The organism is Dyadobacter jiangsuensis, assembly GCF_003014695.1.
GTDB classification, from domain to species: Bacteria; Bacteroidota; Bacteroidia; order Cytophagales; family Spirosomataceae; genus Dyadobacter; species Dyadobacter jiangsuensis.
This window is the reverse complement of sequence record NZ_PYAS01000010.1, coordinates 257,125-281,352: the sequence shown is the minus strand read 5'-3', so window position 1 is coordinate 281,352 and position 24,228 is coordinate 257,125. Positions and strand designations below refer to the sequence as shown.

The following is a 24,228-nucleotide window of genomic DNA, read 5'->3' as shown; positions in this document are numbered from 1 at the left end:
CTGACTTTTATGAATACCACAAAAATATTTACGAGTATCGCATTCGGCCTGGTCGTATTGTCGGGCTGCCAGCAGGACTTCCTCGATCGCAAACCCGACGATCAGGTAGACGCCGAGCAGGTTTTTACCCGGTACAATAAAATGAACCAGTTGGTTACCGACCTGTACGATAACGCCAAAGGTTCGAATAGCCCGCTGGTCTTTTTCTCGCACTTTTCATCTGCGCCTGTAACCGACGAGGCGGAGGGTTCGACGGCGGAGGGAAGCCTTACGAACAAGTTCAATACCGGAGACTGGAACCCGAACGCCATGCCCGACCGCAGTAGCCGCGGACAGTACTGGTGGGATCTGTATGCCCGCATTCGCAAGGCCAATGTGATTTTGGAAGGGGTAAGGAAATACAACACACCCGATAACCCGCTGCAAGCCGGCGACCTCGACAAGCGCCTGGGCGAAACCTACTTCATGCGCGCCTACTTCCATTACCTGGCCGCGCGCATGTACGGGGAGGTGGTGTATGTTACCCACACTATCCAGCCCACCGACGCAATGGATTTCAAACAGGAATCTTTCCATGCTATTGCGGCAAAAATCAAACAGGATTGCGATTCGGCATTTGCATTGGTTCCGGGCAGCTGGGGCGGTGCGGACTTTGGCCGGGTGGATAAAGGTGCCTGCCTGGGCCTGAAAGCGATGATTTCCTGGATGGCTGCCACCCCGATGTGGAACGGCGGTACTTTCCCGAATGACACGCGCCAGTTTGCCGCGGAATATGCCTACAATGTCGATCGCTGGGTGAAAGCCAAGGAAGCAGCCAAGGCGGTCATTGATTTTAAGGTGGATGGTCGGCAGCGGTACAGTCTCTACCAGGGGCACGACGCGTCCGACTTTCGCGACGATGCGGGGAACAATAACAATAATTCCAAAGTGCCCGCGCGGCTTTGGGACTTGTACCATGACATGCAGGCTTTCCAGAACGAGGCCGTTTTCTTCGTCACCCGCGACAAGGACAACAACTGGCAGGGCGATATTTACCCGCCAAGCTGGGGTGGAAGTTCCCGTCAGATGCCGGTTCAGGAGCAGGTGGATGAATATGAATACATTGCGCCGAATGGTTTCGGTTATCCGGTATACGGCACCCGCGCCAAAACCGATGGATATGACGATGGTAACCCTTACGAAAGCGTGAAACGAGACCCACGTTTTTATCGCGACATCGTGTATCACGGTTCTACATTTAAAGGAAAGTTGATCAATACCGCCACCGGTGCAGACAAGATCGGTGCTTCCAATTCTTCTACAACAGGTTATTTTTTGCGTAAAATCCTGCGCGAATCATGGAACCGCGACAAGAGCTTTGCGATCAGCGGCCCGCCGGTGTGGCGCTTGCCGGAGTTCATTTACATTTATGCAGAGGCCGTTAATGAATCGGCCGGCCCTAATGCGGAGATTTACCAAATGCTGAACGACGTAAGAAAGCGCTCATTCATGGCACCGATCCCGACCGAGGCGCAAACCAGTAAATCGTTAATGGACGAGTATATCAAACGCGAAAGAAGGGTAGAGCTATTCTACGAAAACAACCGGATCTGGTCATCGCGACTGTATCTGGAAGCGAGTTCGCAAAAAGAGCTCGCGCGTGAGCAGGCGTGGCAAAGCGCGGGCGCGACCAACGAGCAGCGTTCGCAAGGCTACTGGCCTTATCCGAAAACGCAGCGGATGATCAATGGTATGAAACCCGTTGAAGACCCGAACGGCAAGATTGAAGTAGACGGCAAAAAATACCGGATGCAGCGCTATTTCGTGGAAAGCCGGGTTTTCGTAACGCCGAGGCATTACCTCTTCCCGATTATGCAGGACGAGTTGCAGCGCACGCCGACGTTACGGCAAAATCCAGGTTGGTAACCTGAAACAAACTGACTAAAAATGACAACACCTGACTACAAATGACGACGAAGTCATTAATGGTCAGGTGTTGTCAGGTTTGGTCAGGTTTAGCCGGGTGCTGTTTGGCTATTCTTTAACACTCTTAATATAAGCAATCGTCACAGGAATCTGCTTCAAATACGAAGGGCTCTCATCCTCGATAAAGTAATGCTTGATCCCTACTTTCTTCGCGGCTTTTAGAGTCGCGGCAATATCGATCTGGCCGGTTCCCAGTGCCACGTCGTTGGTGGTGGGTGTGCCACCGGAGAGATCGCCTTTCACCCCTTTCTTCAAGTCTTTGAGGTGCATCAGCTTCCATCTTGTCGGGTATTTTAAAAGAAGTTTTGCCGGATCTTGTCCCGGAAATGCAGTCCAGAGAACGTCCATTTCGAAATTGACGTATTCGGGATTCGTGTTTTTGACAATGTAGTCGAACAACGTACCATCCTCGTAAGGCACGAACTCGTAGCCGTGGTTATGGTAGGTAAGCGAAATACCGGCCGCTTTCAGTTCTTTTCCGGCTTTGTTGAAATCGGCTACTGCTTTTTTCGCGGTTTCGAGGTTGAAATTGCCTTTTTCGTGAGGAATCCAGGCCACCATCACGTATTTCGCGCCGAGGATTTTGGCATCTTTAATAGTCTGCGCGGTGCTTTCGCTGAGCTTTTTGTAGTCGGCACCGATGGAACGCATGGCGATACCGCGTTTGTCGAGCTGCTTGCGGAGCTCCTCGGTGGTCATGCCGGCGATCGGGCCGCCTTCCATTTCAGTAACGCCCAGGGATTTGATGGTATCGAGCGTCGCTTCGATGCCCTTGCCCCAGCTGCCGCGGAAAGTATAAGCCTGCAAGCCGATCGGCGCCGTGTAAACCGGCTTACCTTGCGCAAAAAGGTCACTCCCGCCCAGCAATGCAGCCGCCAGACAGCCCAGACCGATTAGTTTTTTCATCGTCATTTCGTTGATAGTTTTAGATAGGTATTGCCAAAAGGTAATACTGTGATTGATATACTAAAACCCGTCGGCCTTGATCTGCTTTTCGCTCAGCTCGCCGTATTTTTTTACCTGCTCCCTGATCTCCGAGGCCTTGCCCACGAGTACGAATTGCAGCTTGTCTTTCGGGAAATAGGTCGCGATGATGTTCTTTGCCTGCGCGATAGTCAACCCGTCCACTTTGGATTGGAACGTATTGATCAGACTTTCGTCAAAATTGTAGGTGAACATATCCGTCAACAGCCTCGCCAATGCGCCGGCAGATTCGTAATCCGGCGGGAAATCGCCCTTCACATACGCCTTCGCGGATGCGAGGATTTCTTCATTAATGCCGTGTTTGTGAAGGCTGTCCAGCACGCTCAGCGCCATATCGATTGCCGGAATGGTGGTCGAGTTTTTGGTAAATGTGCTGATCCCGAATGTGCCTGCATATTTGTAGCGGGTAAAACGGCTTCCTGCACCATACGTCAGGCCTGAGTTTACGCGCAATGCGTCATTCAGCCACGATGTAAACCGGCCGCCGAGAATGGTGTTGATCACGACTACCGGTACGTAATCCGGCGAATTGTAATCGATACCCTTGCCGCCGATCATGAATGTGGTTTCGCGGGCGTCGTCCTTGTTCACGAGCAGCACGCGGGCTTTATCAAATTCCAGATTGGGCGCCACGCGTTTCACCATTCTGGCAGGCGCTGTTTTCCAATCGCCGAACAATGCGGTCACTTTTTTCTTCATATCCGCGGCCTTAAAATCACCGACGATCGAAATAGCTCCTTTTCCAGTAGTGTAATTACTTTGGTAAAATGCCTTCACGGCCGCCACATCGATTTTCTCCACCGTAGATTTACTGCCCGTTGTAGGCGTAGCATAAGGAAAGTTACCGAACAGGAATGCATTGTAATAGTTGCCCATTACCGAACGCGGGCTTTCTTTCGCCTGGGCGAGTTCGAGCAATGTCCGCTGTTTGTGTTTATCAAATTCGGTCGCATCGAAAACCGGATGGATAAGCACTTGCTGGATCAGCTCAAAAAGCTTCTCCTGGTCTTTTACTGCGAATGATGCAGCGAGGCCCGCATTGTCTTTCGAGGCATAGGTAGATAGGCTTGCGCCGACATAATCGGTCATTTCCTCGATTTGCGCTTTCGTGTATTTCTGCGTTCCGAAAAGTAATGCGTCGGCCGTCAGACTGGCGAGGCCATAATTTTGGCCGTCGTTGATTGCACCGGCGTCGAATACGGCCGAGACGTTGATCAACGGTACCTCATGCTGCTCCATGAGATAAACCGTCAGCCCGTTTTTAAGTTTGAATGTCTCGTAAGGAGGTACTTTGAAATTATTCTGCGCCTTGGCCGCGAATGCGCACAGCGCGAGTACCAAAAGGATGATATTTTTCATTCCAATTTGAATTTGAATGGCTGTTATTTCGATTTTTCAGGAAGCAGGTATCCTACCGTGCGGTTGCGCTCCGTGAAGTACTGCGCTGCAACGCGTTTGATGTCGTCCACGGTGACCTTCTTGTAGTTCTCGGGAGCTTCGAACATCTTTTTATAGTCACCAAAAAACACCTCATAAGTCCCGAGGCTGTTGGCTTTTCCGTTGATGGTTTCGAGCGTGTGATAGAGTTCCATCAGCTTCTGGTTTTTTACCTTCTGCAATTCAGATTCGGTGACGCCATTCTGAATGATCATATCAATCTGTTTTTCAATGGCTTTTTCGAGGTCTGCAGCTGAAACATTATCTCCCGCCACGGCAAAAACGGCGAACAAGGTAGGGTCGAAGCCATTATCGAGCCCGGTGGATACACTGGAAGCGATGGTCGTATCCATCACCAGCGATTTCACCAGCCGGGATGAATTGCCCGAGCTGAGCAGGCTGCTGAATAAATCCAGCGCGTAGTAATCGGCATGGGCGGTTTCCGGGACGTGGTAAGCGAGGAGCAAATTCGGCGTGGTAATATCCTTGTAAGTAGTCACGCGGCGTTCGCCATTCTGCTGCGGCTCCACGGTGCGGATCTTCGGCGGCAGGCCCCGCGCGGGAAGCGGCGCCATGTATTGGTCTGCCAGTTTTTTTACTTCATCAAACTTTATGTCTCCCACTATCACAACAGTCGCATTGTTGGGCGAATAGTAAGTTTTGAAATAGTTTTCCAGGTCCGACTGCGTCCAGCTTTTAATGTCGGATTCAAAACCAATCACCGGGAACATATAGGGATGCTCCTGGAATGCGACGGACTGTACTTGCTCGCCTATGAGCTGGTAATTGCTGTTTTCCAGCCCGGTACTGCGTTCGGAAAGCACCACGCCGCGTTCACTCTCCACCATTTTAGGGTCGATGGTGAGGTGGCCGATGCGGTCGGATTCGAGTTTGAATATCGTTTCCAATGCGTCTTTCTGGAACCAGTCGGTGTAGACCGTCACGTTTTCGGTCGTGTACGCATTGTTGGAACCGCCGTTGGCTTCCATCACGCGGTCGAACTGCTTCGGGCCGTAGTTTTTGGAACCGTTGAACATCATGTGTTCGAAGAAATGGGAGAGACCGGTAATGCCGTGGACTTCGTTCCGCGAGCCGACCTTCCAGAAAAGGTACATGTTGGCGGTGGGGATGGAATGGTCTTCCAGGACGAGGAATTTCATGCCGTTGGCGAGCGTGAAACTTTTCACATCCTCCGGCCTGGTTTGCGCATGCGCGACGCCGAGGCCCGTAAGCGCGGCCGCAGCGAATAGGAGTTTTCTGAGCTTCATGAAGCGAGGATTGTTAATGAATGTGTAATGATAATGAAAAATGCCCTTCGGGTCGAGATTTGATGGGATGATAAACCCAAACAGGTTAGCAGGCGGGATTATTTCTGGTTTTCAACCTATTTTTGGCGCATTATTAACCTTAATCTTCGTACCACCGATGAAAAAGTATCTCTTTCCACTGTTCATTCTCTTGTCCGTCAACGTGCTAGCCGGTACGTTGCCCGATCAGCCTGCTAAAAAGCAGCGTTTCAAAGTAATGACCTACAATATCCACCACTGTAACCCGCCGTCGGCAGGTGATAAAATTGATGTGGAGGCCATTGCAAAGGTGATCAATGCCGAAAAACCGGATTTTGTGGCATTGCAGGAAGTCGACGTGAATACCGAACGTTCCGGCAAAGGCAAGAATCAGGCACAGCAACTGGCCGCGCTCACGGGCATGAAGTTTTATTTTTCCAAAGCGATCGACCACCAGGGCGGCGATTACGGCGTGGCGGTTCTGACGAAATTCCCGATTGTGGACTCAGCGAAGTTTGCATTGCCGATCCGCCCGGAGTTGAAAGAGGAAGACCGTGCCATCGCCGCGGTGACCGTGAAATTGCCCGATAACCGCAAACTCATCTTCGCCAGCACGCATTTGGGTTTGAAAGAGCCGAACCGCTTACTGCAAGCGGAAACCATCATGAAGCATTTTGGCGAAACGGAATTGCCGATGATCCTCGGCGGCGATTTCAATGCCACGCCCGAAAGCCCGGTAATCGCCTATTTTGATAAATATTTCACCCGTTCCTGCACCGATTGCAAGCCGACGATCCCGGTAGAAGCACCGAAAAAGACTATCGATTTTATCATGCACAAGCAGGGCAGCAAACTCAAAAGCAGCAATACAAAGGTGATCGACGAGCAATATGCGTCGGATCACTTGCCGGTAACAGCAGAGTTTACATTAGACTAATGTCTTCTTTGATCCAGTTCACGCGCACGATCCGGCTCTGCACACCATGCTCGGCGAAGAAATGCTGCCAATGCAGCTGCCGCGATGAAAGGTGGTCGGTAGGGGATTTGATTTCGATGAATGCATAATCGTCGTCATTCCAAACCAGCAGATCGGGGAAGCCGCGGGTGTTTTCGCGCAGGTTCAGCGCCATTTCGAGCATGATCTTGTGGATTTTCTCGGGGCTGAGAAGGGAAGTCAATGTTAATACCTTATCCAATGCGCCTTCATACCATGGCACAAGTACGTTGGTGATGCCATATTTGTCGGCAAATGTCTGTGTAACGAGCTCGTCGATGATCTCGCGCGAGTGCGCGGCGGCGAGCCGTTCCTTCAATTGTTCCGATCGTTTGAAATAGAAGTCGGGCAGGAAGAAGTCGGACGGAATGCGTTGTAGCGGGTTGTGGATCGTCTGCACATTGGTATCATAAATAATATCCCAGAACAGCAGCCCGAACAATGCCCGCCACGGCTCGTTTTCGCTGAAAAATGCATTATAACCTTGCTCCTGGTAATAGGTTATCGCGCCGAATTCTACCCGGAACCGATAGGAAATCGGTACTTCGATAGCCTCGGCAGCCTTCAAAGCCTGGGTCGTCCTTTTGACGGTCCGGGCTTTTTTGTTTTTGATTTTCTCATAAAAATCCAGGCTGAAAAAGCGCTCGTCTGCATTCTGCGGGCTTTCGGATATTTCCTCACACAACGCTAATGCTTCGTCGATTTCGCCGAGGTTATAAAGCAGTCGTACGCGCCGCTCGCGGGCGGGGGCGTCGTTGGTAAGCTGGTAAATGGTTAATGCCTGGGAAAGCATTTTCTTGCGTTCCAGCCAGGCACTTACCTTTAATATCAATGAATTGAAAGAAGGTAATGCCTTATGGCTAAGCCCGGTACCACTCGCGGCCTGCCAGTTCATAAACCAGTCGTAAATTTCCTCCGGCGGCAGATCCTGCTTGATGATGTCGAAAGTTTCCTTCATTAAGGAGACCATCAGTGTATCATCGGCGTCCTTTCGCGTGTCGAACTGAATGGAAAGGTACTGCTCATCAAATGATTGGAACCGTACATGCCCGAGGTCGCGGACGACGAACTCCGTCATATCGGCATAGCGATTGCCGAAGAACAGGAATTTCATCAGCATTACCTCCGCTTCGAACGACACTTTCACCACCGGCTCCATTTCGCCGAGCACCTCGCAGAGCACCGCAAAATCGTATTCATGCAGCAACCAGCGCACCAGATCAGGCTTCTTGATGCTTTTGGACGGCATTACGTCGGGTTCAAGCAGCTTCGTAACTTCCAGCAATTCAGGTTTAGTGAAAAGATCGATGACTTCCCCGAACCGGTTCTCGTGCGCTTCGCAGAGCGTTTCAATGAAGTCGCGTTCGAGCAGTTCCGTGAGCACTGCAGCCATGTCCCCGATTTCGGAATAGGAGAGGCTGTTGGTGCGGAAGAACGATTTGCTGCGGTTGCTGAAACGGATGAACAGGCATTGCGCGTCTTCCGAAAGCGACTCGTAATTGTCCAGAAATTCCAGCTCGCTCTCGTGCAGGATGTGCGCGTAGCGCTTGCGTACGAAGGCGAGCACGTAATTGAAATATTCGAGATAGTACTTGGGGGGTAAATCCGTGGGGAACACTTGTTCCTGGGCGTACGGATCGGTCAACTCGGCGGACAAAACGGTTACTTTTTTAGCTGATGAAGAAATAAAGTTACCGAAATTAAAAGAAATGAGTGAATGAGTGAATGAGTGAATGTTCAATTTTGAATGAGCGAATGAGTGAAAGAGCGAATGGAAGTTTCGGCTGGTGAAAAGTGCGATGCCGGCAGGTGCGGGATGGTTTATATTAAAATTTGGTTAATTCCTGTTTTTATAGAAAAATGAAAGGTAAAAATAGGATTATAGCTATTATGCGCGCCGCCTTTTCTGAAAAGCATAGTATATAATTAAGAAATTGATTTACATTTGCTCTCTATGGAAAACAATTTTACCTGCCCATGACAACATTAGATTCTTATGATTTTTCAGGGAAAAAAGCCCTGGTTCGCGTGGATTTCAATGTCCCGCTTAATGAAAAATTTGAGATCACGGACGATACGCGTATCCGTGCGACCATTCCTACAATCAGCAAGATTCTTAATGACGGCGGTTCCGTCATTTTAATGTCACACTTGGGTCGCCCGAAGGACGGTCCTACCGAAAAGTATTCCCTGAAACATCTGGTAAACCCATTGTCGCTGATCCTCGGAAAGACAGTGAAGTTTGCCGACGATTGCATCGGCGCAAGCGCTACGGAGCTGGCCGCTGCATTGCAACCGGGAGAAGTTCTGTTGCTCGAAAACCTGCGTTTTTATAAAGAAGAAGAAAAAGGTAACGAAGAGTTCGCTGAGAAGCTTTCGAAACTGGGTGATGTGTGGGTAATGGATGCATTCGGTACCGCACACCGCGCGCACGCTTCCACAGCCGTAATCGGTAAATTCTTTAAGGATAAAGTTTGCGGTTATGTAATGCAGGCGGAGCTGGATAACGCCGAGCGTCTTCTGGAACATTCCGAAAGACCTTTCACGGCGATCATGGGCGGTGCGAAAATTTCCGACAAAATCCTGATCATCGAACGCCTGCTGGATAAGGTAGATAACCTCATTATCGGCGGCGGTATGTCATATACATTCTCTAAAGCACAAGGCGGAAGCATCGGTAAGTCGTTGCTCGAAGCCGATAAGCAGGATTTGACACTCGAATTGATCGAAAAAGCAAAAGCAAAAGGTATCAATTTGGTATTGCCGGTGGATACGGTAATCGCTGATAAATTCTCTAACGACGCAGATCGCAAGGTGGTAGAGGCTGGTAACATTCCTGACGAATGGGAAGGTCTCGATATCGGTCCTAAAACTGCCGAGATTTTCTCTGATATCATTAAGAAATCGAAAACCGTACTCTGGAACGGCCCAATGGGCGTATTCGAGTTTCCGAACTTCGCGAAAGGAACCAATGCAATCGCTGAGGCGGTCGTGTCGGTAACCGAAGACAACGACGCGTTCTCACTGATCGGTGGCGGCGACTCAGCTTCTGCGATCAACAATGCAGGTTACGGCGACCGCGTAAGCTATGTTTCAACCGGTGGCGGTGCATTGCTCGAATATATGGAAGGTAAAGTGCTTCCGGGTGTTGCGGCGCTTCAAGCATAAGCACTTCACTTATTAGGTTTATATCAAAAAAGAAATCCATCCCGCACATCGCGGGATGGATTTTCTGCATAACAAACCTAACTAATTTATGAACACTGGTCTCGTTCGACCGGAATTCCACTCTTAATTGCCTCCTGCGCGTTTCTGCAAATCATCCGACCCGGTGTTGCGCTGGCGGGCTCCCTTCACATTCTGGTTACCGAAGTTGTAAGTGAAGGTCAATCTGAACTGGCGGCTAGGCCATTCGGAACGTACTTTGAAATCGATATCCTTATAAACAGCCTTACCGTTGAAGCGGTTGGTCCAGAAGATATCGTTCACATTCAAGCGGATCGTTCCTTTTTTGTTCAGGATATTCTTTTGCAAACCCGCATTGATCATTCCCATCGGGCGGGCTGCGTACAATCCGTAGAACTGTCTGCTATTATACCATCCCGAGAGCTCTGCGGACCATCCTTTGCCTATGGTAAATTGATTGCTGGCATACATATTCCAGGATGTCTGCTTGATTTCCAGCTGTTCTTCCAGGTAATATGACTTGTAATGGTTGTACACACCCGTAAAGTTCGCCTGCACTTGCCACCATTTAGTCACCGGAATCGGGAAGGAAATGGTAAGGCTTACATTGTCCTGATTGTCAAGGTTATCCGATGTTACGAACGTTTTGTTCTCCGAAGCGATCTGCTGAGGCAATTCGTCGGCGATCATATCCTTGATACGGCTGTAAGCCAGCGTCGTGTTGAATGCGTTTTTGTAAACGTGTACCAACTGGAACGAATGTGTGTACTGTGGTCTCAGGTTCGGGTTACCGCGTTGGAACGTGTACGGATCCAGGTAAAACTCGAACGGGTTCAGCGACTGGTAGTTCGGGCGATCGATCCGGCGGCTGTACGACAGGTTGATCACGTTGTTGGTGTCCAGCTGGTTCGATAAGAATACGCTGGGGAAAAAGTTGATATAGTTTCTGTCGCGTTTCTGGTTCAATGTGATCGAGTTACCGATCGAATGCGTGTGTTCCGCCCGGACGCCCAACTGGTACTTGATTTTCTTCGAAATGGCGCCGGCGTAATTTGCGTAAGCGGCATTTACATTCTCAGTGTACTTGAAACGGTTCGAGCGTTTCGGGTCAAATTGCCAGCTGTCGACGAAGGTTTCAAACACCATATCGTTATCCGAAGTCACGTAGCTCGATTTCAAACCGGTTTCGAACTTGCCTTTGCCGATCGTCTGGGTGTAATCCAGTTTCGCCATGGCAATGTTGATGTCCGAGGGCATATCGTTGCGCACCATTTCGGTAGCAGCTTCATCGGGCGTACCATCCGCTTTGAAGTAGCGGGTATCGAGGTCGCTTTTCTTTTTGCCGCCGTAATGCACGTAATCCAGATCGAATGTCAGTTCCTTGCCTTTATCGTTGAACTGGTGTTTCAGGTTCAGGTTGGAACTGATGTTATTCATTTTACCACCATTGAAAACATTGGTCCGGAAAGTCCGTTGAAGGGTCAGATCTTCGTTCAGGATCCGGGTGTTGGTTTGTCCGAAGGGATTGCTCCAATCGTTATAGAAACCGGAAACCAGTACGCCCACAGTGGTTTTGTCCGTTGCAAAGTAGTCGAGGCCGGCACGTACATTATAGTATTCCGATCGATTGATTCGCTCTGTTTTCTGGTCGAAGATCGTTACTTTTCCTTCGTATGGAATGGTGCGGTAAATGTCGTTGTTGTTGAATCCTTTATTGTAGAAAGCGCCTCCGCTGATAAATGTGCTGATTTTTCCGGCACGGTGGTTGAGCGTCGCGGTTGCATTGGCGCGACCATATTTCGCCCACGCTCCGCCGAGATTGATGTTCCCGTTGGTGCCGTAGTTCTTGTTGCGCTTCATTTTAATATTGATGATCCCCGAGTTTCCGGCCGCGTCGTATTTGGCGGATGGGTTCGTGATAAGCTCGATTTTCTCAATATTGTCGCTGGGTGTATTGCGCAGGAGGGTAATCAGTTCTTGTTGAGACAAAAAGGTCTGTTTTCCGTCAATCTGCACGATTACCCCTTCCTTTCCGCGCAGTTTCAGTTGTTCGTTCTGCTGGTCGACAGTCACACCAGGAGCGCGTTCGAGCACTTCCAATGCGGTTGCCCCGGCAGAAACAATGCTGTTCTCCACATTCACCACCGTCCGGTCGATTTCCTGCTCAATGAATGGCTTTTTCGCTACGACTGTCACTTCACTCAGTGATTTGATGTCCGATTTCAGACTGACAGTGGGAAGGTTTACGGGAGCGTCTTTTACATTAAATGGTTCGCTGTATGCTTTCTGGTAACCTACCATCGAGATCAGCGTAAGGTATTTGCCGGCCGCTACCTGATCGAAAGCAAATTTGCCCTGGTCGTCGGCAGCGAGCCCTTTCACAAGCACCGAGTCTTTGGCTTGCAGCAGGAGAACGTTCACAAACGGGAATGGTTGTGACTTTTCATCAAGCACCGCGCCGGTGACTTTTCCTTTTCCGGTAAGTGGCTGGGGAGCTTGTGCGTGCACAAATCCACTGCCCAGCAGCAGCGCTGCAGTTAGGTTCATTAAGATTTTCATGGCTAATAGTTAAAAGTTCAGCGTACCCGGGGTGAGTTGTTCCATTAGGTACACTGCAAAGATAGGTACTTGGTATAGCATAGAACCTTTGATTACATAAAAGGCGTGTATGTTATATAAGTGGTGTGTGTCTATCTTTCGGCTTATAGATACAAAGGGATAAAAGGAAGTTGCATATTGGCCGGAAAAAAGTTTAAACGGTTAAATAGCTATTTGAACGATCAAAGTGGCGAAGTTTCAACTTCGTTTTTTGGTTTTCCTCCAATCTCCCTACCTTTGCGTTTTAGATAGCATATATATGACTGAACAAATTCTGATTTTAGATTTTGGCTCACAGTACACCCAGTTAATTGCACGCAGAGTTCGCGAACTGAATGTTTATTGTGAAATCCACCCATACAACAACTTCCCCGAACTCACTCCCAACGTCAAAGGTGTAATTCTCTCAGGTAGTCCCTGTTCGGTAAGGGATGAGGGTTCTCCCCGGGTCGATCTCGACAAATTCCGTAAAACATTGCCTCTTTTGGGCGTATGCTATGGCGCGCAGCTGCTCGCACAGGAGCTGGGGGGCGATGTGAAACCCTCGCAGCACCGCGAATATGGCCGCGCAAAGCTGGAAATCGATGATACCGATTCTTCGTTGCTGGCCGGTTTGTCGGAATCGTCGCAGGTGTGGATGTCGCACGGTGACACGATCGTTCGCGCACCGCAGAACTTCCACGTCATCGCATCGACTGAATCGGTGAAGGTGGCTGCATTTAAAGTGGAGGATGAACTGACGTATGGTATCCAGTTCCACCCGGAGGTTACGCATACTACCGAGGGGAAAAAATTGCTGCATAACTTCGTAGTGAATATCTGCGGTTGCAAGCAGGATTGGACTTCCGATTCATTTGTAGAACATACGATTGAACAGCTTCGCCAGAAACTGGGCAACGACAAGGTTGTAATGGCATTGTCGGGCGGTGTGGATTCAACCGTGGCTGCAACGCTGGTACACCACGCGATCGGCCAGAATTTGTATTGTATTTTCGTAGATAACGGCCTGCTGCGTAAGGATGAGTTTGAGCAAGTGCTGCATTCTTATCAGGATATGGGCCTCAATATTAAAGGTGTAGATTCTAAATCCCACTTTTACCAGTCGCTCGACGGTCTGAGCGATCCCGAAGCGAAACGCAAGGCGATCGGAAAGTCGTTCATCGACATTTTCGACCAGGAAGCGCATTTGATCGAAGACGTGAAATGGCTGGGGCAGGGTACTATTTACCCTGACGTGATCGAATCCGTTTCGGTAAAAGGGCCTTCGGCGACGATCAAATCGCATCACAATGTGGGTGGTTTGCCGGATTTCATGAAACTGAAAGTAGTGGAGCCGCTGAATACTTTGTTTAAAGACGAGGTAAGAGCGGTTGGACGTACACTGGGTATCGATGAGAAGATCCTCAGTCGTCATCCGTTCCCGGGACCAGGTCTGGCGATCCGTATTTTGGGAGAAATCACAGCGGAGAAAGTAGCTATCCTGCAAGAGGTGGATGCGATCTTCATCGGCGGTCTCCGCAAATGGGACCTTTACAAAGACGTTTGGCAGGCAGGTGCAATGCTCCTTCCCGTGCAGAGTGTAGGTGTAATGGGCGACGAGCGTACATACGAGCGCGTGGTTGCGCTGCGCGCGGTGACGTCTGTGGATGGTATGACGGCCGACTGGGCACATTTGCCATACGACTTCCTCGCAGAAGTTTCCAACGACATTATTAATAAGGTAAAAGGGGTGAACAGGGTCGTGTACGACATTTCTTCGAAGCCGCCGGCTACCATCGAATGGGAATAAGAAATACGAAAAAAGCGGACTCAAGTCCGCTTTTTTCATTTATTGTACTTCCGGAAGTCGTCAGGATCGCCCGACACCACGGCTTAATAAGCTTAACACGAATAAAACGAGGAATACGAAGAAAAGAATTTTAGCAATTCCGGCTGCGCCTGCTGCTATACCACCGAATCCGAGGATCCCGGCCACGATAGCGATGATTAGAAATATTACGGTCCATCTAAGCATGATTGACAAGTATTTAGTTTTTGATTATTGATTTCTGAACCAATAATTACCAAATATGTGCCAGCAGCGCATCTGCGTCTGAGAAGCCCAGAACCGCCTTTTTAGCTTGAAAATGAGGTTTTTTGTGGAGAATGATGCACAGTTTCAGGGGATTCCGTTAATTTGCGGTTTAATCAAATTACTAACCTTGATAATGAAGTTTAATTTTTCCGTGCTCTTACTGGTCGCGCTGGCGTTCCAGGTTTCAGCACAAAATGACCGTTGGCAGCAGCGTGCGAAGTACCAGATGGAGATTGATTTTGATGCTGTCAAACACCAGTACAAGGGCACCCAAAAGCTCGTTTACACCAACAATTCTCCCGATACACTTCAAAAGGTATTTTATCATTTATACCTGAATGCATTCCAGCCCGGTAGCCAGATGGACGTCCGTTCGCGCTCGATCAGCGACCCTGATTCACGCGTAAAGGACCGCATTTCCAAACTGTCGCCTTCCGAGATCGGATATGAAAAGGTGCTTTCTCTTAAACAAAATGGGAAGTCGCTGAAATACGAGGTGGTAGGCACCATCCTCGAAGTGACGCTGAATGAGAAGATCCTGCCGAAATCGCAGCATACTTTTGATATGGAGTTCGAAGCGCAGGTGCCGGTGCAAATCCGCCGCACAGGCCGTAACAATAATGAAGGGATTGACTATTCGATGGCGCAATGGTATCCTAAAATGTCGGAGTACGACTACGAAGGATGGCATGCGAATCCTTACATCGGTCGCGAGTTTTACGGAATCTGGGGCGATTTTGATGTGAAAATCACAATGGATGCGGCCTACACGATCGCGGGAACAGGCTATTTGCAGAATCCCGACAAAATTGGCCATGGTTATTCCAACAAAAACGTTTCCCACAAACCGGGCGACCGCCTTACCTGGCATTTCATCGCGCCGGAAGTACACGACTTCATGTGGGCTGCCGACCGCGACTACCAACACGACGTGGTGAAAGTAGACGATAATCTGGATTTGCATTTCTTCTACCAAACGGATACCCTGGCTAATGCATGGAAGCAGATGGAACCGCTGGCGGTGCGGTCGTTCAAGATCATGAACGAGCAGTTCGGGCGCTATCCCTACAAGCAATATTCGGTGATTCAGGGCGGCGACGGCGGTATGGAATACCCGATGGGGACGCTCATCACCGGACGCCTTAACCTGCATTCATTGACGAGCGTGACAGTCCACGAGTCTATTCACAGCTGGTTCCAGGGGATTTTGGGCACCAATGAATCCAAATATCCCTGGATGGACGAAGGTTTCACGACCTACGCGCAGAATATCGTTATGAACGAGCTCTTTCCTGCGAAAGGCGATCCGCAACGCAGCGCCACTACCAGCTACCGGAGTCTGGTGAAGTCGGGAACAGAAGAGCCGCTTACGACTCACGCCGATCATTACAATACCAACAAGGCGTACAGTATTGTGAGCTACAACAAAGGCGCCGTTTTCCTGAACCAGCTGAATTACATCATGGGCAAGGAAACATTCCAGCGCGGAATGAAGCGGTATTTCAACGAGTGGAAGTTCAAACATCCGAACCCTACCGATTTGAAGCGTATTATGGAGAAGGAATCGGGACTGGAACTGGACTGGTTCTGGGAAAACTTTGTCGGAACTACCAAAACCATCGATTACAGCATTCGGGAAGTGGTAACCAATGCAGGTAAAACGGACGTTGTGCTCGAAAGAATCGGCCAAATGCCCATGCCGCTGGATGTGGTGGTAAGCTACAAGGACGGCACGCAGGAGAATTTTTACATCCCACTGGAAATCATGCGGGGCGAAAAGAGCGAGAAGCTGTATTCCAAAACCACGCAACTGGCCGACTGGGGGTGGACTTACCCGGAATATTCCTTCACCATCGACCGGAATGTTGCCGACATTCAGGCAATCGTAATCGACCCGAGCCAACGCATGGCCGACATCGACCCGGATAACAACGTCTGGCCGACCGCTCCTAAAACTGCGCCGCGTTTCAAGGCCACGAAAGTGAAATAATTACCGTCCGAACCGAAAGGAGGCTCCGATGCGCCATCCCATGCCTTGAAAATGCGAGCCATGGAATTGCGCGACGGCCTCCAACCGGACGATCCGCATAATGTTATCAATTCCATAAACTGCTTCGGTGTAATTACGGCTTGTGGGGACGCGGAGGTAATGCAGCTGTAATGTCTCCGAAATGCCTGTCACGCGCAGCGACTGCACACGCGTGAGCAGGAAGTGCTGCATCGACCACGTCAAATGCGTCTGGAAGAACCACCTCGCCGTACTGTAACGGTAGTAGGGGAGCATTCGGAACTGGTCGGGTGGGTAAACATATTGGAAGAAAAACTCATTGCCCATAAAATGCTGGTAGTCGGGGAAGTACATTGTTTTAGTACTCAAAAAGCCGCCCGCATTCACCAAATATTCGAGGTTGCTGCGCGGTCCGAGGCTCAAATCCTGGCGGATCGTTCCTTGCAGCATAGAGTAATCCACATCTCCCAAAAAGCCCAGCCCGCTTTTGTAATTGACCATAAATGCCGGCCCGCGGCTCCTCAAATAGCGCTTTTCACCGTTCCGGATCAGATACCTTCTCCACGGGCGTAATGTGGCGGTAATGTCGAAAATCCAGGCATTATGGTCTTCGAAACCGGTGTTATCGAGTTCGCGGTTGATAGGTCGGTTGGGAGTGAAGCCAAACTGGCTCCAGAATATGATCGGCCGGGCACTTTCCTGGTTGAAAAGCTCCTTGCGATGCTCGAAATCCAAGCTTGCATTAAAGCTCAGAATGTCGCCGATGTTTCGAAGGGTATATTGGATGTGGCCGTATTGTTTTTGATACAATTTCATCAAACTCCGGTCGACAAAACGAGCCGCGACGCTGTTGGGCAATGGAGGGATCGGTTCGCGGTTGTTGATCTGCGAGGCCATTTCGCCACCAGCCAGTGCAAGATTCCAGTTTTTGCCGCCCACATTTGTTTCCAGGTTCCCGTACAGGCGTTTGCGCCCGAACGAATAGCGTATGAGTGGCCGCACGCTCATGTACGACGATTTACCCCACTTTTTCTGCCATTCGGTGATAAAATTGACTGCATTACCTTCCACCGAATTATAGCTCACCGAGAGGAAGGGGCTTTTGAAATAGAAAGTATTGCGGTTGCCCAAGGTGTAAGTATTACCCAAAAGCAGGTGAATGGGTTTGAAATGCGTAGAGTCGGGCTTAGTCTTGATCCTTAGAGAATCCTTGACGACCTTAATGCTGTCCTGACTGACATAACTCGATACCTCCGACCGGGTCAGCGGAATCGGCCGTAACGCCTGCCAGTAGGTGGTGTCGCGTTTGTTGGCCATCGAATCGATCACGATGGAATCCTGCCGCACGAGCCGGTCGTTGCCGAGCTGCTCTTTTTGTTCCTTTTTCTGCTGCTTTTCGTATTGTTTGGTGAGTTTCCTGAAATTTTTGGTTGAAAACTCCTTTTGCGCCTGGATCAGATTTTCGAGATCTTTGCCGCCTTTTACTTTCGGGGCATCCTCCTTTTTATGGTCAGCAATGACAATGTCTTCCCTTAAACCCGGATCAACATCGAGTTTATCATACGTAAGTGAAACGAGGTAGCGGAATTCACCCGCGAAGCCCAGGTAGCTGCCATTCAGCCGGAACTGCTGATTGACCGGAATCCAGACGCCCTGTACGGGGCTGAAAATCTGCTTCGCAGCAATGTTCAAGCCGCTGGTTGTCGTTTGCAGATCGTAGCTATGGATCGCCCAACGGTCTTCGAGTATAAACAGGCTGCCCCGGAAAACCCCTTCGCCGTAAGCTTTGGGAATCACCTTTATTTTGTTGACGATCTCGCCTCTTTCTTCAAAATAACCCTCATATTCAAACTTGTAATAGGCGAATGACTTCGGAGACAATGGCGAAATCGTTCCGGCGATTTCCGGGCTGTATAAGCTGGCCAGAATGTATTCGTTGGGAGAAGGAATGCTGTTATCGAGGCTGTTGCGGGTGGAAATAATACGCTGGCTGTAATTGTTTGGGCGGCGATACTTGATTTCCGCGACGCTCTCGTTCAGAATGGCCTTACCTTGCTGAACGCCTTCTTTTTTCAGCCGTTTTTGAAGTAAAAAAGGAATTTTGGTCGCCACGCCTGTACTTCGGGAATACACTTTGGCGGTATATCCCCGCACCTGCAACTGGTGAAAGCGCGCCTTGGCAATAGCGCGGCGCATGATGGTGTAGGCGGGGTCTTCCTTACTCTTGCCGACAGTGGCTTCCTGAAGGCTCAGCGCTTGCTCTTCCATCTCCACATTCAGCTCGGTAAAGTCGTTGCCGATGGTGACGGTTTTGGAAATACTTTTAAAACCCAGATACTGAAAGATGATCTCGTAGTTACCCGGCGAGAGGCTGAACTCGTATTCCCCTTCCTCGTTGGCCATTGTCCCGTTGCTGGTACCCTTCACGGCGATGCCGGCGTAGGGAAGGGATTCGCCATTTTTTGTGGTAATGCGTCCCCTGATCCCCCCAGCCCGGGAGAACTGTTGCATGGTCAGAAAGAGCAGCAATAAGGCCAGAAAGCGCATAAAGTCGGGTGTAAAGTGCTGACAGCGGTGGTTGGAGGTGTGGTATTTTGTGCAACAAATTAGCGCAATTAGCACAAATTACCCGACATTCCTGACCCGCGTTACCGACTTTACTTATAGAACCGTACCAATGATGCAGACCGACACAAAAAAGCAGTTGTATCTGACATGACTAAGCGTGTCAGATACAACTGCGTCGTGATATGATTACAGGATTAGTTGCATTCGCCGTCGACCGTGCAGTTCGCACCGTCGGCCAGGCTCACAAGTGGTTTGGGGTTGGCTTTTTCCCATTCACCAAACGACTGTTGCAATGCATTCAGGAAAGTTTCGGTTTGTTGTGCCCCTGAAACCGCATACTTGCGATCGAGCACAAAGAACGGTACGCCGCGTGCACCCACTTGCTGGGCCTCGTAAATGTCGTGACGCACATCTTCGCTGAAACGCGTACCGTCGAGAACGGCTTTCAATTCAGCCGCGTCGAGGCCGATGGCAGTCCCCAACTCGATCAGTGTGGCATGATCGGCAGTATTCTTGCCATCTGTAAAATAAGCTTTGAACAATTGCTCTTCCGCCGCATCGCCGAGGCCCTTTGTTTTGGCAAATTGCAAAAACCGGTGCGCATCGAATGAATTGGCGAGTACTGCCTTGTCCATATTGTATTCCAGACCTACTTCGGCGGCCATGTTCGTTACATGATCATTCACCTGCTGTGCGTAATCAGGCGTCCATCCTTTTGTTTCGGCCAGGTAATCATTAATACTCCGTCCCGGTTCGGTTTTCATCTGCGGGTTTAGCTGGAAGCTCTTCCATTCCACCTGAATCTGATCACGCTGCGGAAACTCCGCCAGCGCACTCTCAAAGCGCCTCTTGCCGATATAGCAAAATGGGCACATTACATCACTCCATATTTCAACTTTCATGGTTTCGTTTGTTCGTAATTGTATTGACGGGAGGAGGGTCATTTTTTGTCAGGCGTTGTCATTTTTGGTCATTTGTTGTTAAGTGTAGTCATTTTTAGTCATGTATTGTCATTTTAGTCATGTGTTGTCATTATACCTTCAACAACTCTTGACTACGCATGACCATCCTTGACCATTCCTGACCACCTCCTGACTATTCCACCTCCCGTTAAAGGAAATGTCAGATAGAGATAAAAAGTTCTTCGTGCGCGCGGCGTACCTTCTTCGCATTCACATATGGGTCTTTTTCTGCGTCGCGGTAGCCCAATGCGAGGATTAATACGCTACGAAGCCCTTTTTCGCGAAGACCGAGAATTTCGTCAAGTTTCGCGGCGTCAAAACCTTCCATGGGCGTAGCGTCCACCTCTTCGATCGCGGCTGCTACGAGCCCGTGGCCCAATGCAATATAGGCCTGCCGTGCCGACCAATCGAAATTTACCTCTTCGCCGCGGCTGAGGATACCGCCATTAATACTGCTATGAAAACCAGCCAGTGATTCGAGGCTCACATTCCGGGTCGAGGCTACCAGTTTGAGATAGTCTTCCACATGTTGCGAGGTCAGCTTCTCCCACGCTGCGAATATCAGCAAATGCGAAGCATCGGGGATTTGCGCCTGACGCGTGGCTGCTTCCTGGTATATTTTGTCTTTCAATGCTTTATCTTCCACGATCACGACATTATAGGGCTGCAAACCCACGGAAGAGGGCGCCAGTTTGATCGCTTCAAGAATATTGTCCAGTTTCTCCTGGGGAATGGCTTGGCCATTCATGCGTTTGGTGGCGTAACGCCAGTTCAATTTTTTTATTAACTCGCTCATTTTTATCTAAGTTTGGTGGCCGTTTAATCAATCGGCATGCAAACTTAATTAAATTTACTATACATTTGTAAGTAGTATACAAAAGGATAGTGATAAAATCAGCTATGGAAAAAACGAAGGAAGCAAACCCGCATACCTGGGGCGAATGCACCAAAAGCATCCTGCCTGTGCGCGACGCATTGGAAGTACTCAGCGGCAAATGGAAGCTGCCCATCATCATATCCCTCATGTTCGGCAACAAACGCTTCTCGCAAATCGCGAAAGAGGTGCCCGGCATTACCGACAAAATGCTCTCGAAAGAACTGCGTGAGCTTGAAAGCAACGATCTCGTGAAGCGGACGGTTTATGACTCCATTCCGGTCGTAGTTGAATATTCATTGACCGAGTACGGGCATTCGCTGGAAATTGTGATCAAGACGCTCCGGGATTGGGGCGTGGCGCACCGGAAGCGGATGATGGTAGCGGAGTAGGAGAAGCTTACGTAAACAAAAAAGCAACCCTTACAGGTTGCTTTTTCATTATCTCAAAATCCGAAACCGATTATCCCAATTGGTTAATGCAGTTCAAATCCTCGAACGCCACTTTCAGACGAGAGATCATGCTCTCTTCGCCTTTGCGTAGCCATACGCGTGGGTCGTAGTATTTTTTGTTTGGCGAATCTGCGCCTTCGGGGTTGCCGAGTTGTGATTGCAGGTAGCCTTCTTTTGCTTTGTAATAGTTGAGAACACCTTCCCAGGTCGACCATTGCATGTCGGTGTCGATGTTCATTTTGATCGCGCCGTACTCGATCGCTTCGCGGATTTCTTCACGGGATGAGCCTGATCCTCCGTGGAATACGAAGTTAACGGGCAGGTCGCCGGTACCGAATTTCTGCTTGATATATTCTTGTGAGTTACGGAGGATTTTCGGCTCCAATTTCACATTACCTGGCTTGTATACCCCGTGAACATTACCGAATGCCGCTGCAATGGTGAAGTTAGGGGAGATTTTAGAAAGTTCTTCGTAAGCGAACGCCACTTCCTCAGGCTGTGTGTACAGTTTCGAGCTGTCGACGTCAGAGTTGTCAACACCGTCTTCTTCGCCACCGGTTACACCGAGTTCGATTTCGAGGGTCATGCCCAGTTTCGCCATACGCTCGAAATATTTAGCGCAGATCTCGATGTTCTCCTCGATAGGCTCTTCCGAAAGGTCGAGCATGTGCGAGCTGTACAATGGCTTACCATATTGATCGAAATAACGCTCGCCGGCATCCAGCAAACCGTCGATCCAGGGAAGGAGTTTCTTCGCGCAGTGGTCGGTGTGGAGGATTACAGGCACTTCGTACAATGCCGCCATCTGATGTACGTGCATCGCACCCGAGATACCGCCTGCGATAGCCGCCTGCTGGTTGGCATTGGAAAGGCTTTTTCCTGCATAAAATATAGCTCCGCCATTTGAAAATTGTACAATAACAGGGCTGTTAACCGCTTTGGCTGTTTCCAGAACCGCATTCACCGAATTGGTTCCTACCACGTTCACTGCCGGAAGGGCGTAGTTGTTTTCGTTGGCGTGGCGGAAAATTTCACTAACTCCATCGCCGGTTACAACACCGGGTGCAAAGCGTTTTGTCGTTTCGCTCATAGTAATAAAGGATATTTTTTCAAGAATTAATTTTACAATTCAAGTGTCGGCCCTGAATTGCACGGCAATCCCTGCAAGTTAGCTATTTTAGGGGGAAATGACCGAGTTATGTATGGTTTATTATGCGTTGAAACGAAGATTAATGCATCGATGACCGTTTTGGCGCAATCTGTGGTATCTTTGAAAATCATTGAAAAAACAGGGCCAATACCCTGCATGTTTAAGCAGATCCTTCATTAATGAATTCCAAACTGATCCGGACAATTTTCCTCGCCCTCGCTTTCGGCTTTCTCGTGCTTTGGGTGCTCGAATTCCGGCGCGCCGGGCTCCTAGAAAGCTATTGGCTTTTACTGTTGTGCATTGTTTGCTTTTTGTTATTCCAATTCAGCCGTTTGAAAGCTGCCACACTCGCGAAACAAGCAGAGCAATCCGGGGTTGCCTCTAAAAAGTCGAGCGCATCGGCGGTCGGCGGTCGGCCGTCAGCGGTCGGAAGCAAACCCGCTAAAAATCCGAAAAAATGAACCTGATCTTCCTGTTCACGACGATCGTCTTCTTCATGCTGGCTGGCTACTATGGAGCCGTGCGGTCGGTGTTGCTGGATGTGTGGATCGACCGGTATTCGCTCAGGCACGAGAAGAATGAGCAGGTGGAGCAGACGCTCTACTGGCGCCGCATTCTCCGGATGATACGCCTGCTGTCCGTCGCATTGGGCTGCTTTATGGGGGTCATTACAGTATTCCCGCTCTTTGAGCTGAATACCGGCACGCAAAACTGGCTGTTGATCGTCGCATTGTTTGCGGCATTGGCGGTTTTGTGGATGGGCAGCTATTCCAGCTGGGTCAAAATCGGGCGAAGCTTTCCGAAAGTGCTGGATTTGAAAGCATTTCCGGTGCGTTTCGGCGAGTGGCTGATGACGCCGCTTTACTGGGTGATCGAACCGTTTGTGAAGGAGAATATCCTGTCGCCTTCGCTGCGCGACGACATTATCTCCGCCGATGATCCCGATTTCGACGACCATAGCATTGAAGAAAAAATGTTTATCAATGCATTGGATTTCAAAGACCTGCGGATCCGCGATTGTATGATCCCGCGGACGGAAATTTCGGCGGTGAACGTGAACGCCAGCATCGAGGATTTACGGACCGCATTTCTCACAAGCGGTCATTCCAAAATCATTGTGCATCGCGAATCGGTAGATGAGGTGCTGGGCTACTGCCATGCATTGTCGTTGTTTAAAAAGCCGAAGGAAATCAGCAACATTATTACGCCGATCCTGATTGTCCCCGAAGCTATGCCTGCGAGGGACCTCATGCTCCGCTTTCTCGAAGAGCGCCGCAGCATTGCGTTGGTTGTGGATGAATTCGGCGGAACGTCGGGGTTAGTGAGCGTGGAAGACGTGGTAGAGCAGATTTTCGGAGAAATCCAGGACGAATATGATACCACCGAGGACTGGACCGAGCGCCAGCTCGATGATCATACCTATATGCTCAGCGCACGTCATGAGCTTGACTATTTGAATGAAAAATACGGCTGGGAGCTTCCCGAAGGAGATTATGACACGATTGCCGGTATGCTCATTCATTATTGCGGCGATTTGCCCGACGAGAATGAAGTTGTAGACATTCCGCCTTATTCTTTCCAGATCGTTTCTGTTCAGGACACGCGCATCGAACTCGTGAAACTGACGATAGAAGACCGAAAAGCCGAACGGAACGGTCATAGTTAACACGATCATTATCAAGCCCAAATA

General features: G+C 49.7%; 17 protein-coding genes. 7 read left to right on the top strand and 10 right to left on the bottom strand.

Annotation, left to right across the window (positions count from 1 at the left end):
• Positions 1 to 9: 9 nt before the first annotated feature.
• Entirely contained in the window at positions 10 to 1,905 is a 1,896-nt protein-coding gene (locus CLV60_RS21330) for a RagB/SusD family nutrient uptake outer membrane protein (protein ID WP_106597397.1), read from the top strand.
• A gap of 108 nt (positions 1,906 to 2,013) precedes the next feature.
• On the opposite strand, the gene CLV60_RS21325 is transcribed toward CLV60_RS21330, so the two are convergent.
• From CLV60_RS21325 to CLV60_RS21315, 3 genes are read right to left on the bottom strand one after another with little or no spacing between them, the layout of a single operon-like run.
• Positions 2,014 to 2,871 (bottom strand): sugar phosphate isomerase/epimerase family protein, encoded by an 858-nt coding sequence (locus CLV60_RS21325; protein ID WP_106597458.1) that lies wholly within the window; start codon positions 2,869 to 2,871, stop codon positions 2,014 to 2,016.
• A gap of 60 nt (positions 2,872 to 2,931) precedes the next feature.
• On the bottom strand, positions 2,932 to 4,308 hold the full coding sequence (locus CLV60_RS21320; RefSeq protein WP_106597396.1) for a M16 family metallopeptidase: 1,377 nt from the start codon (positions 4,306 to 4,308) through the stop codon (positions 2,932 to 2,934).
• A 23-nt stretch (positions 4,309 to 4,331) separates the two neighbouring features.
• Positions 4,332 to 5,654, bottom strand: a complete 1,323-nt coding sequence (locus CLV60_RS21315) for a M16 family metallopeptidase (RefSeq protein WP_106597395.1) — start codon at positions 5,652 to 5,654, stop codon at positions 4,332 to 4,334.
• Positions 5,655 to 5,811: 157 nt separating this feature from the next.
• On the opposite strand from CLV60_RS21315, the gene CLV60_RS21310 reads away from it, so the two are divergent.
• Positions 5,812 to 6,609, top strand: a complete 798-nt coding sequence (locus tag CLV60_RS21310; RefSeq protein WP_106597394.1) for an endonuclease/exonuclease/phosphatase family protein — start codon at positions 5,812 to 5,814, stop codon at positions 6,607 to 6,609.
• On the opposite strand, the gene CLV60_RS21305 is transcribed toward CLV60_RS21310, so the two are convergent.
• On the bottom strand, positions 6,596 to 8,323 hold the full coding sequence (locus tag CLV60_RS21305; RefSeq protein WP_106597457.1) for a VRR-NUC domain-containing protein: 1,728 nt from the start codon (positions 8,321 to 8,323) through the stop codon (positions 6,596 to 6,598). The genes CLV60_RS21310 and CLV60_RS21305 overlap by 14 nt on opposite strands.
• A gap of 320 nt (positions 8,324 to 8,643) precedes the next feature.
• On the opposite strand from CLV60_RS21305, the gene CLV60_RS21300 reads away from it, so the two are divergent.
• Positions 8,644 to 9,834, top strand: a complete 1,191-nt coding sequence (locus tag CLV60_RS21300; RefSeq protein ID WP_106597393.1) for a phosphoglycerate kinase — start codon at positions 8,644 to 8,646, stop codon at positions 9,832 to 9,834.
• A gap of 123 nt (positions 9,835 to 9,957) precedes the next feature.
• On the opposite strand, the gene CLV60_RS21295 is transcribed toward CLV60_RS21300, so the two are convergent.
• Entirely contained in the window at positions 9,958 to 12,399 is a 2,442-nt protein-coding gene (locus CLV60_RS21295; protein ID WP_229211074.1) for a TonB-dependent receptor, read from the bottom strand.
• Between the two features lie 310 nt (positions 12,400 to 12,709).
• On the opposite strand from CLV60_RS21295, the gene guaA reads away from it, so the two are divergent.
• Positions 12,710 to 14,239, top strand: a complete 1,530-nt coding sequence (guaA, locus tag CLV60_RS21290) for a glutamine-hydrolyzing GMP synthase (protein WP_106597391.1) — start codon at positions 12,710 to 12,712, stop codon at positions 14,237 to 14,239.
• Between the two features lie 60 nt (positions 14,240 to 14,299).
• On the opposite strand, the gene CLV60_RS21285 is transcribed toward guaA, so the two are convergent.
• On the bottom strand, positions 14,300 to 14,464 hold the full coding sequence (locus CLV60_RS21285) for a DUF1328 family protein (protein ID WP_019940565.1): 165 nt from the start codon (positions 14,462 to 14,464) through the stop codon (positions 14,300 to 14,302).
• 193 nt (positions 14,465 to 14,657) lie between these two features.
• On the opposite strand from CLV60_RS21285, the gene CLV60_RS21280 reads away from it, so the two are divergent.
• The gene (locus tag CLV60_RS21280) at positions 14,658 to 16,514 is read left to right on the top strand and encodes a M1 family metallopeptidase (RefSeq protein WP_106597390.1); all 1,857 of its coding nucleotides are present in this window, start codon (positions 14,658 to 14,660) and stop codon (positions 16,512 to 16,514) included.
• On the opposite strand, the gene CLV60_RS21275 is transcribed toward CLV60_RS21280, so the two are convergent.
• The 3 genes from CLV60_RS21275 to CLV60_RS21265 form a co-directional block, all read right to left on the bottom strand.
• The gene (locus CLV60_RS21275) at positions 16,515 to 19,079 is read right to left on the bottom strand and encodes a DUF5686 and carboxypeptidase regulatory-like domain-containing protein (RefSeq protein WP_106597389.1); all 2,565 of its coding nucleotides are present in this window, start codon (positions 19,077 to 19,079) and stop codon (positions 16,515 to 16,517) included.
• A gap of 215 nt (positions 19,080 to 19,294) precedes the next feature.
• On the bottom strand, positions 19,295 to 20,002 hold the full coding sequence (locus tag CLV60_RS21270; RefSeq protein ID WP_106597388.1) for a DsbA family oxidoreductase: 708 nt from the start codon (positions 20,000 to 20,002) through the stop codon (positions 19,295 to 19,297).
• A gap of 220 nt (positions 20,003 to 20,222) precedes the next feature.
• Complete coding sequence (locus CLV60_RS21265) at positions 20,223 to 20,858, bottom strand: NAD(P)H-dependent oxidoreductase (protein WP_106597387.1); 636 nt, start codon at positions 20,856 to 20,858, stop codon at positions 20,223 to 20,225.
• Positions 20,859 to 20,962: 104 nt separating this feature from the next.
• On the opposite strand from CLV60_RS21265, the gene CLV60_RS21260 reads away from it, so the two are divergent.
• On the top strand, positions 20,963 to 21,328 hold the full coding sequence (locus tag CLV60_RS21260; RefSeq protein ID WP_106597386.1) for a winged helix-turn-helix transcriptional regulator: 366 nt from the start codon (positions 20,963 to 20,965) through the stop codon (positions 21,326 to 21,328).
• A 70-nt stretch (positions 21,329 to 21,398) separates the two neighbouring features.
• Here the strand turns inward: CLV60_RS21260 and fbaA are convergent, their stop codons facing one another.
• Positions 21,399 to 22,478 (bottom strand): class II fructose-bisphosphate aldolase, encoded by a 1,080-nt coding sequence (gene fbaA / locus CLV60_RS21255; RefSeq protein WP_106597385.1) that lies wholly within the window; start codon positions 22,476 to 22,478, stop codon positions 21,399 to 21,401.
• Positions 22,479 to 22,995: 517 nt separating this feature from the next.
• Between fbaA and CLV60_RS21245 the strand changes: the two genes are divergently transcribed.
• Complete coding sequence (locus CLV60_RS21245) at positions 22,996 to 24,204, top strand: hemolysin family protein (RefSeq protein ID WP_106597383.1); 1,209 nt, start codon at positions 22,996 to 22,998, stop codon at positions 24,202 to 24,204.
• The last annotated feature ends 24 nt before the right edge of the window (positions 24,205 to 24,228 follow it).

Coding starts and splice junctions, on each gene's coding strand:
- CLV60_RS21270 (WP_106597388.1), bottom strand. CDS start 20,002: ATGAAAGTTGAAATATGGAGTGATGTAATGTGCCCATTTTGCTATATC.
- CLV60_RS21315 (WP_106597395.1), bottom strand. CDS start 5,654: ATGAAGCTCAGAAAACTCCTATTCGCTGCGGCCGCGCTTACGGGCCTC.
- CLV60_RS21285 (WP_019940565.1), bottom strand. CDS start 14,464: ATGCTTAGATGGACCGTAATATTTCTAATCATCGCTATCGTGGCCGGG.
- CLV60_RS21260 (WP_106597386.1), top strand. CDS start 20,963: ATGGAAAAAACGAAGGAAGCAAACCCGCATACCTGGGGCGAATGCACC.
- CLV60_RS21300 (WP_106597393.1), top strand. CDS start 8,644: ATGACAACATTAGATTCTTATGATTTTTCAGGGAAAAAAGCCCTGGTT.
- CLV60_RS21310 (WP_106597394.1), top strand. CDS start 5,812: ATGAAAAAGTATCTCTTTCCACTGTTCATTCTCTTGTCCGTCAACGTG.
- CLV60_RS21265 (WP_106597387.1), bottom strand. CDS start 20,858: ATGAGCGAGTTAATAAAAAAATTGAACTGGCGTTACGCCACCAAACGC.
- CLV60_RS21325 (WP_106597458.1), bottom strand. CDS start 2,871: ATGAAAAAACTAATCGGTCTGGGCTGTCTGGCGGCTGCATTGCTGGGC.
- fbaA (WP_106597385.1), bottom strand. CDS start 22,478: ATGAGCGAAACGACAAAACGCTTTGCACCCGGTGTTGTAACCGGCGAT.
- CLV60_RS21320 (WP_106597396.1), bottom strand. CDS start 4,308: ATGAAAAATATCATCCTTTTGGTACTCGCGCTGTGCGCATTCGCGGCC.
- guaA (WP_106597391.1), top strand. CDS start 12,710: ATGACTGAACAAATTCTGATTTTAGATTTTGGCTCACAGTACACCCAG.
- CLV60_RS21295 (WP_229211074.1), bottom strand. CDS start 12,399: ATGAACCTAACTGCAGCGCTGCTGCTGGGCAGTGGATTTGTGCACGCA.
- CLV60_RS21275 (WP_106597389.1), bottom strand. CDS start 19,079: ATGCGCTTTCTGGCCTTATTGCTGCTCTTTCTGACCATGCAACAGTTC.
- CLV60_RS21280 (WP_106597390.1), top strand. CDS start 14,658: ATGAAGTTTAATTTTTCCGTGCTCTTACTGGTCGCGCTGGCGTTCCAG.
- CLV60_RS21245 (WP_106597383.1), top strand. CDS start 22,996: ATGAACCTGATCTTCCTGTTCACGACGATCGTCTTCTTCATGCTGGCT.
- CLV60_RS21330 (WP_106597397.1), top strand. CDS start 10: ATGAATACCACAAAAATATTTACGAGTATCGCATTCGGCCTGGTCGTA.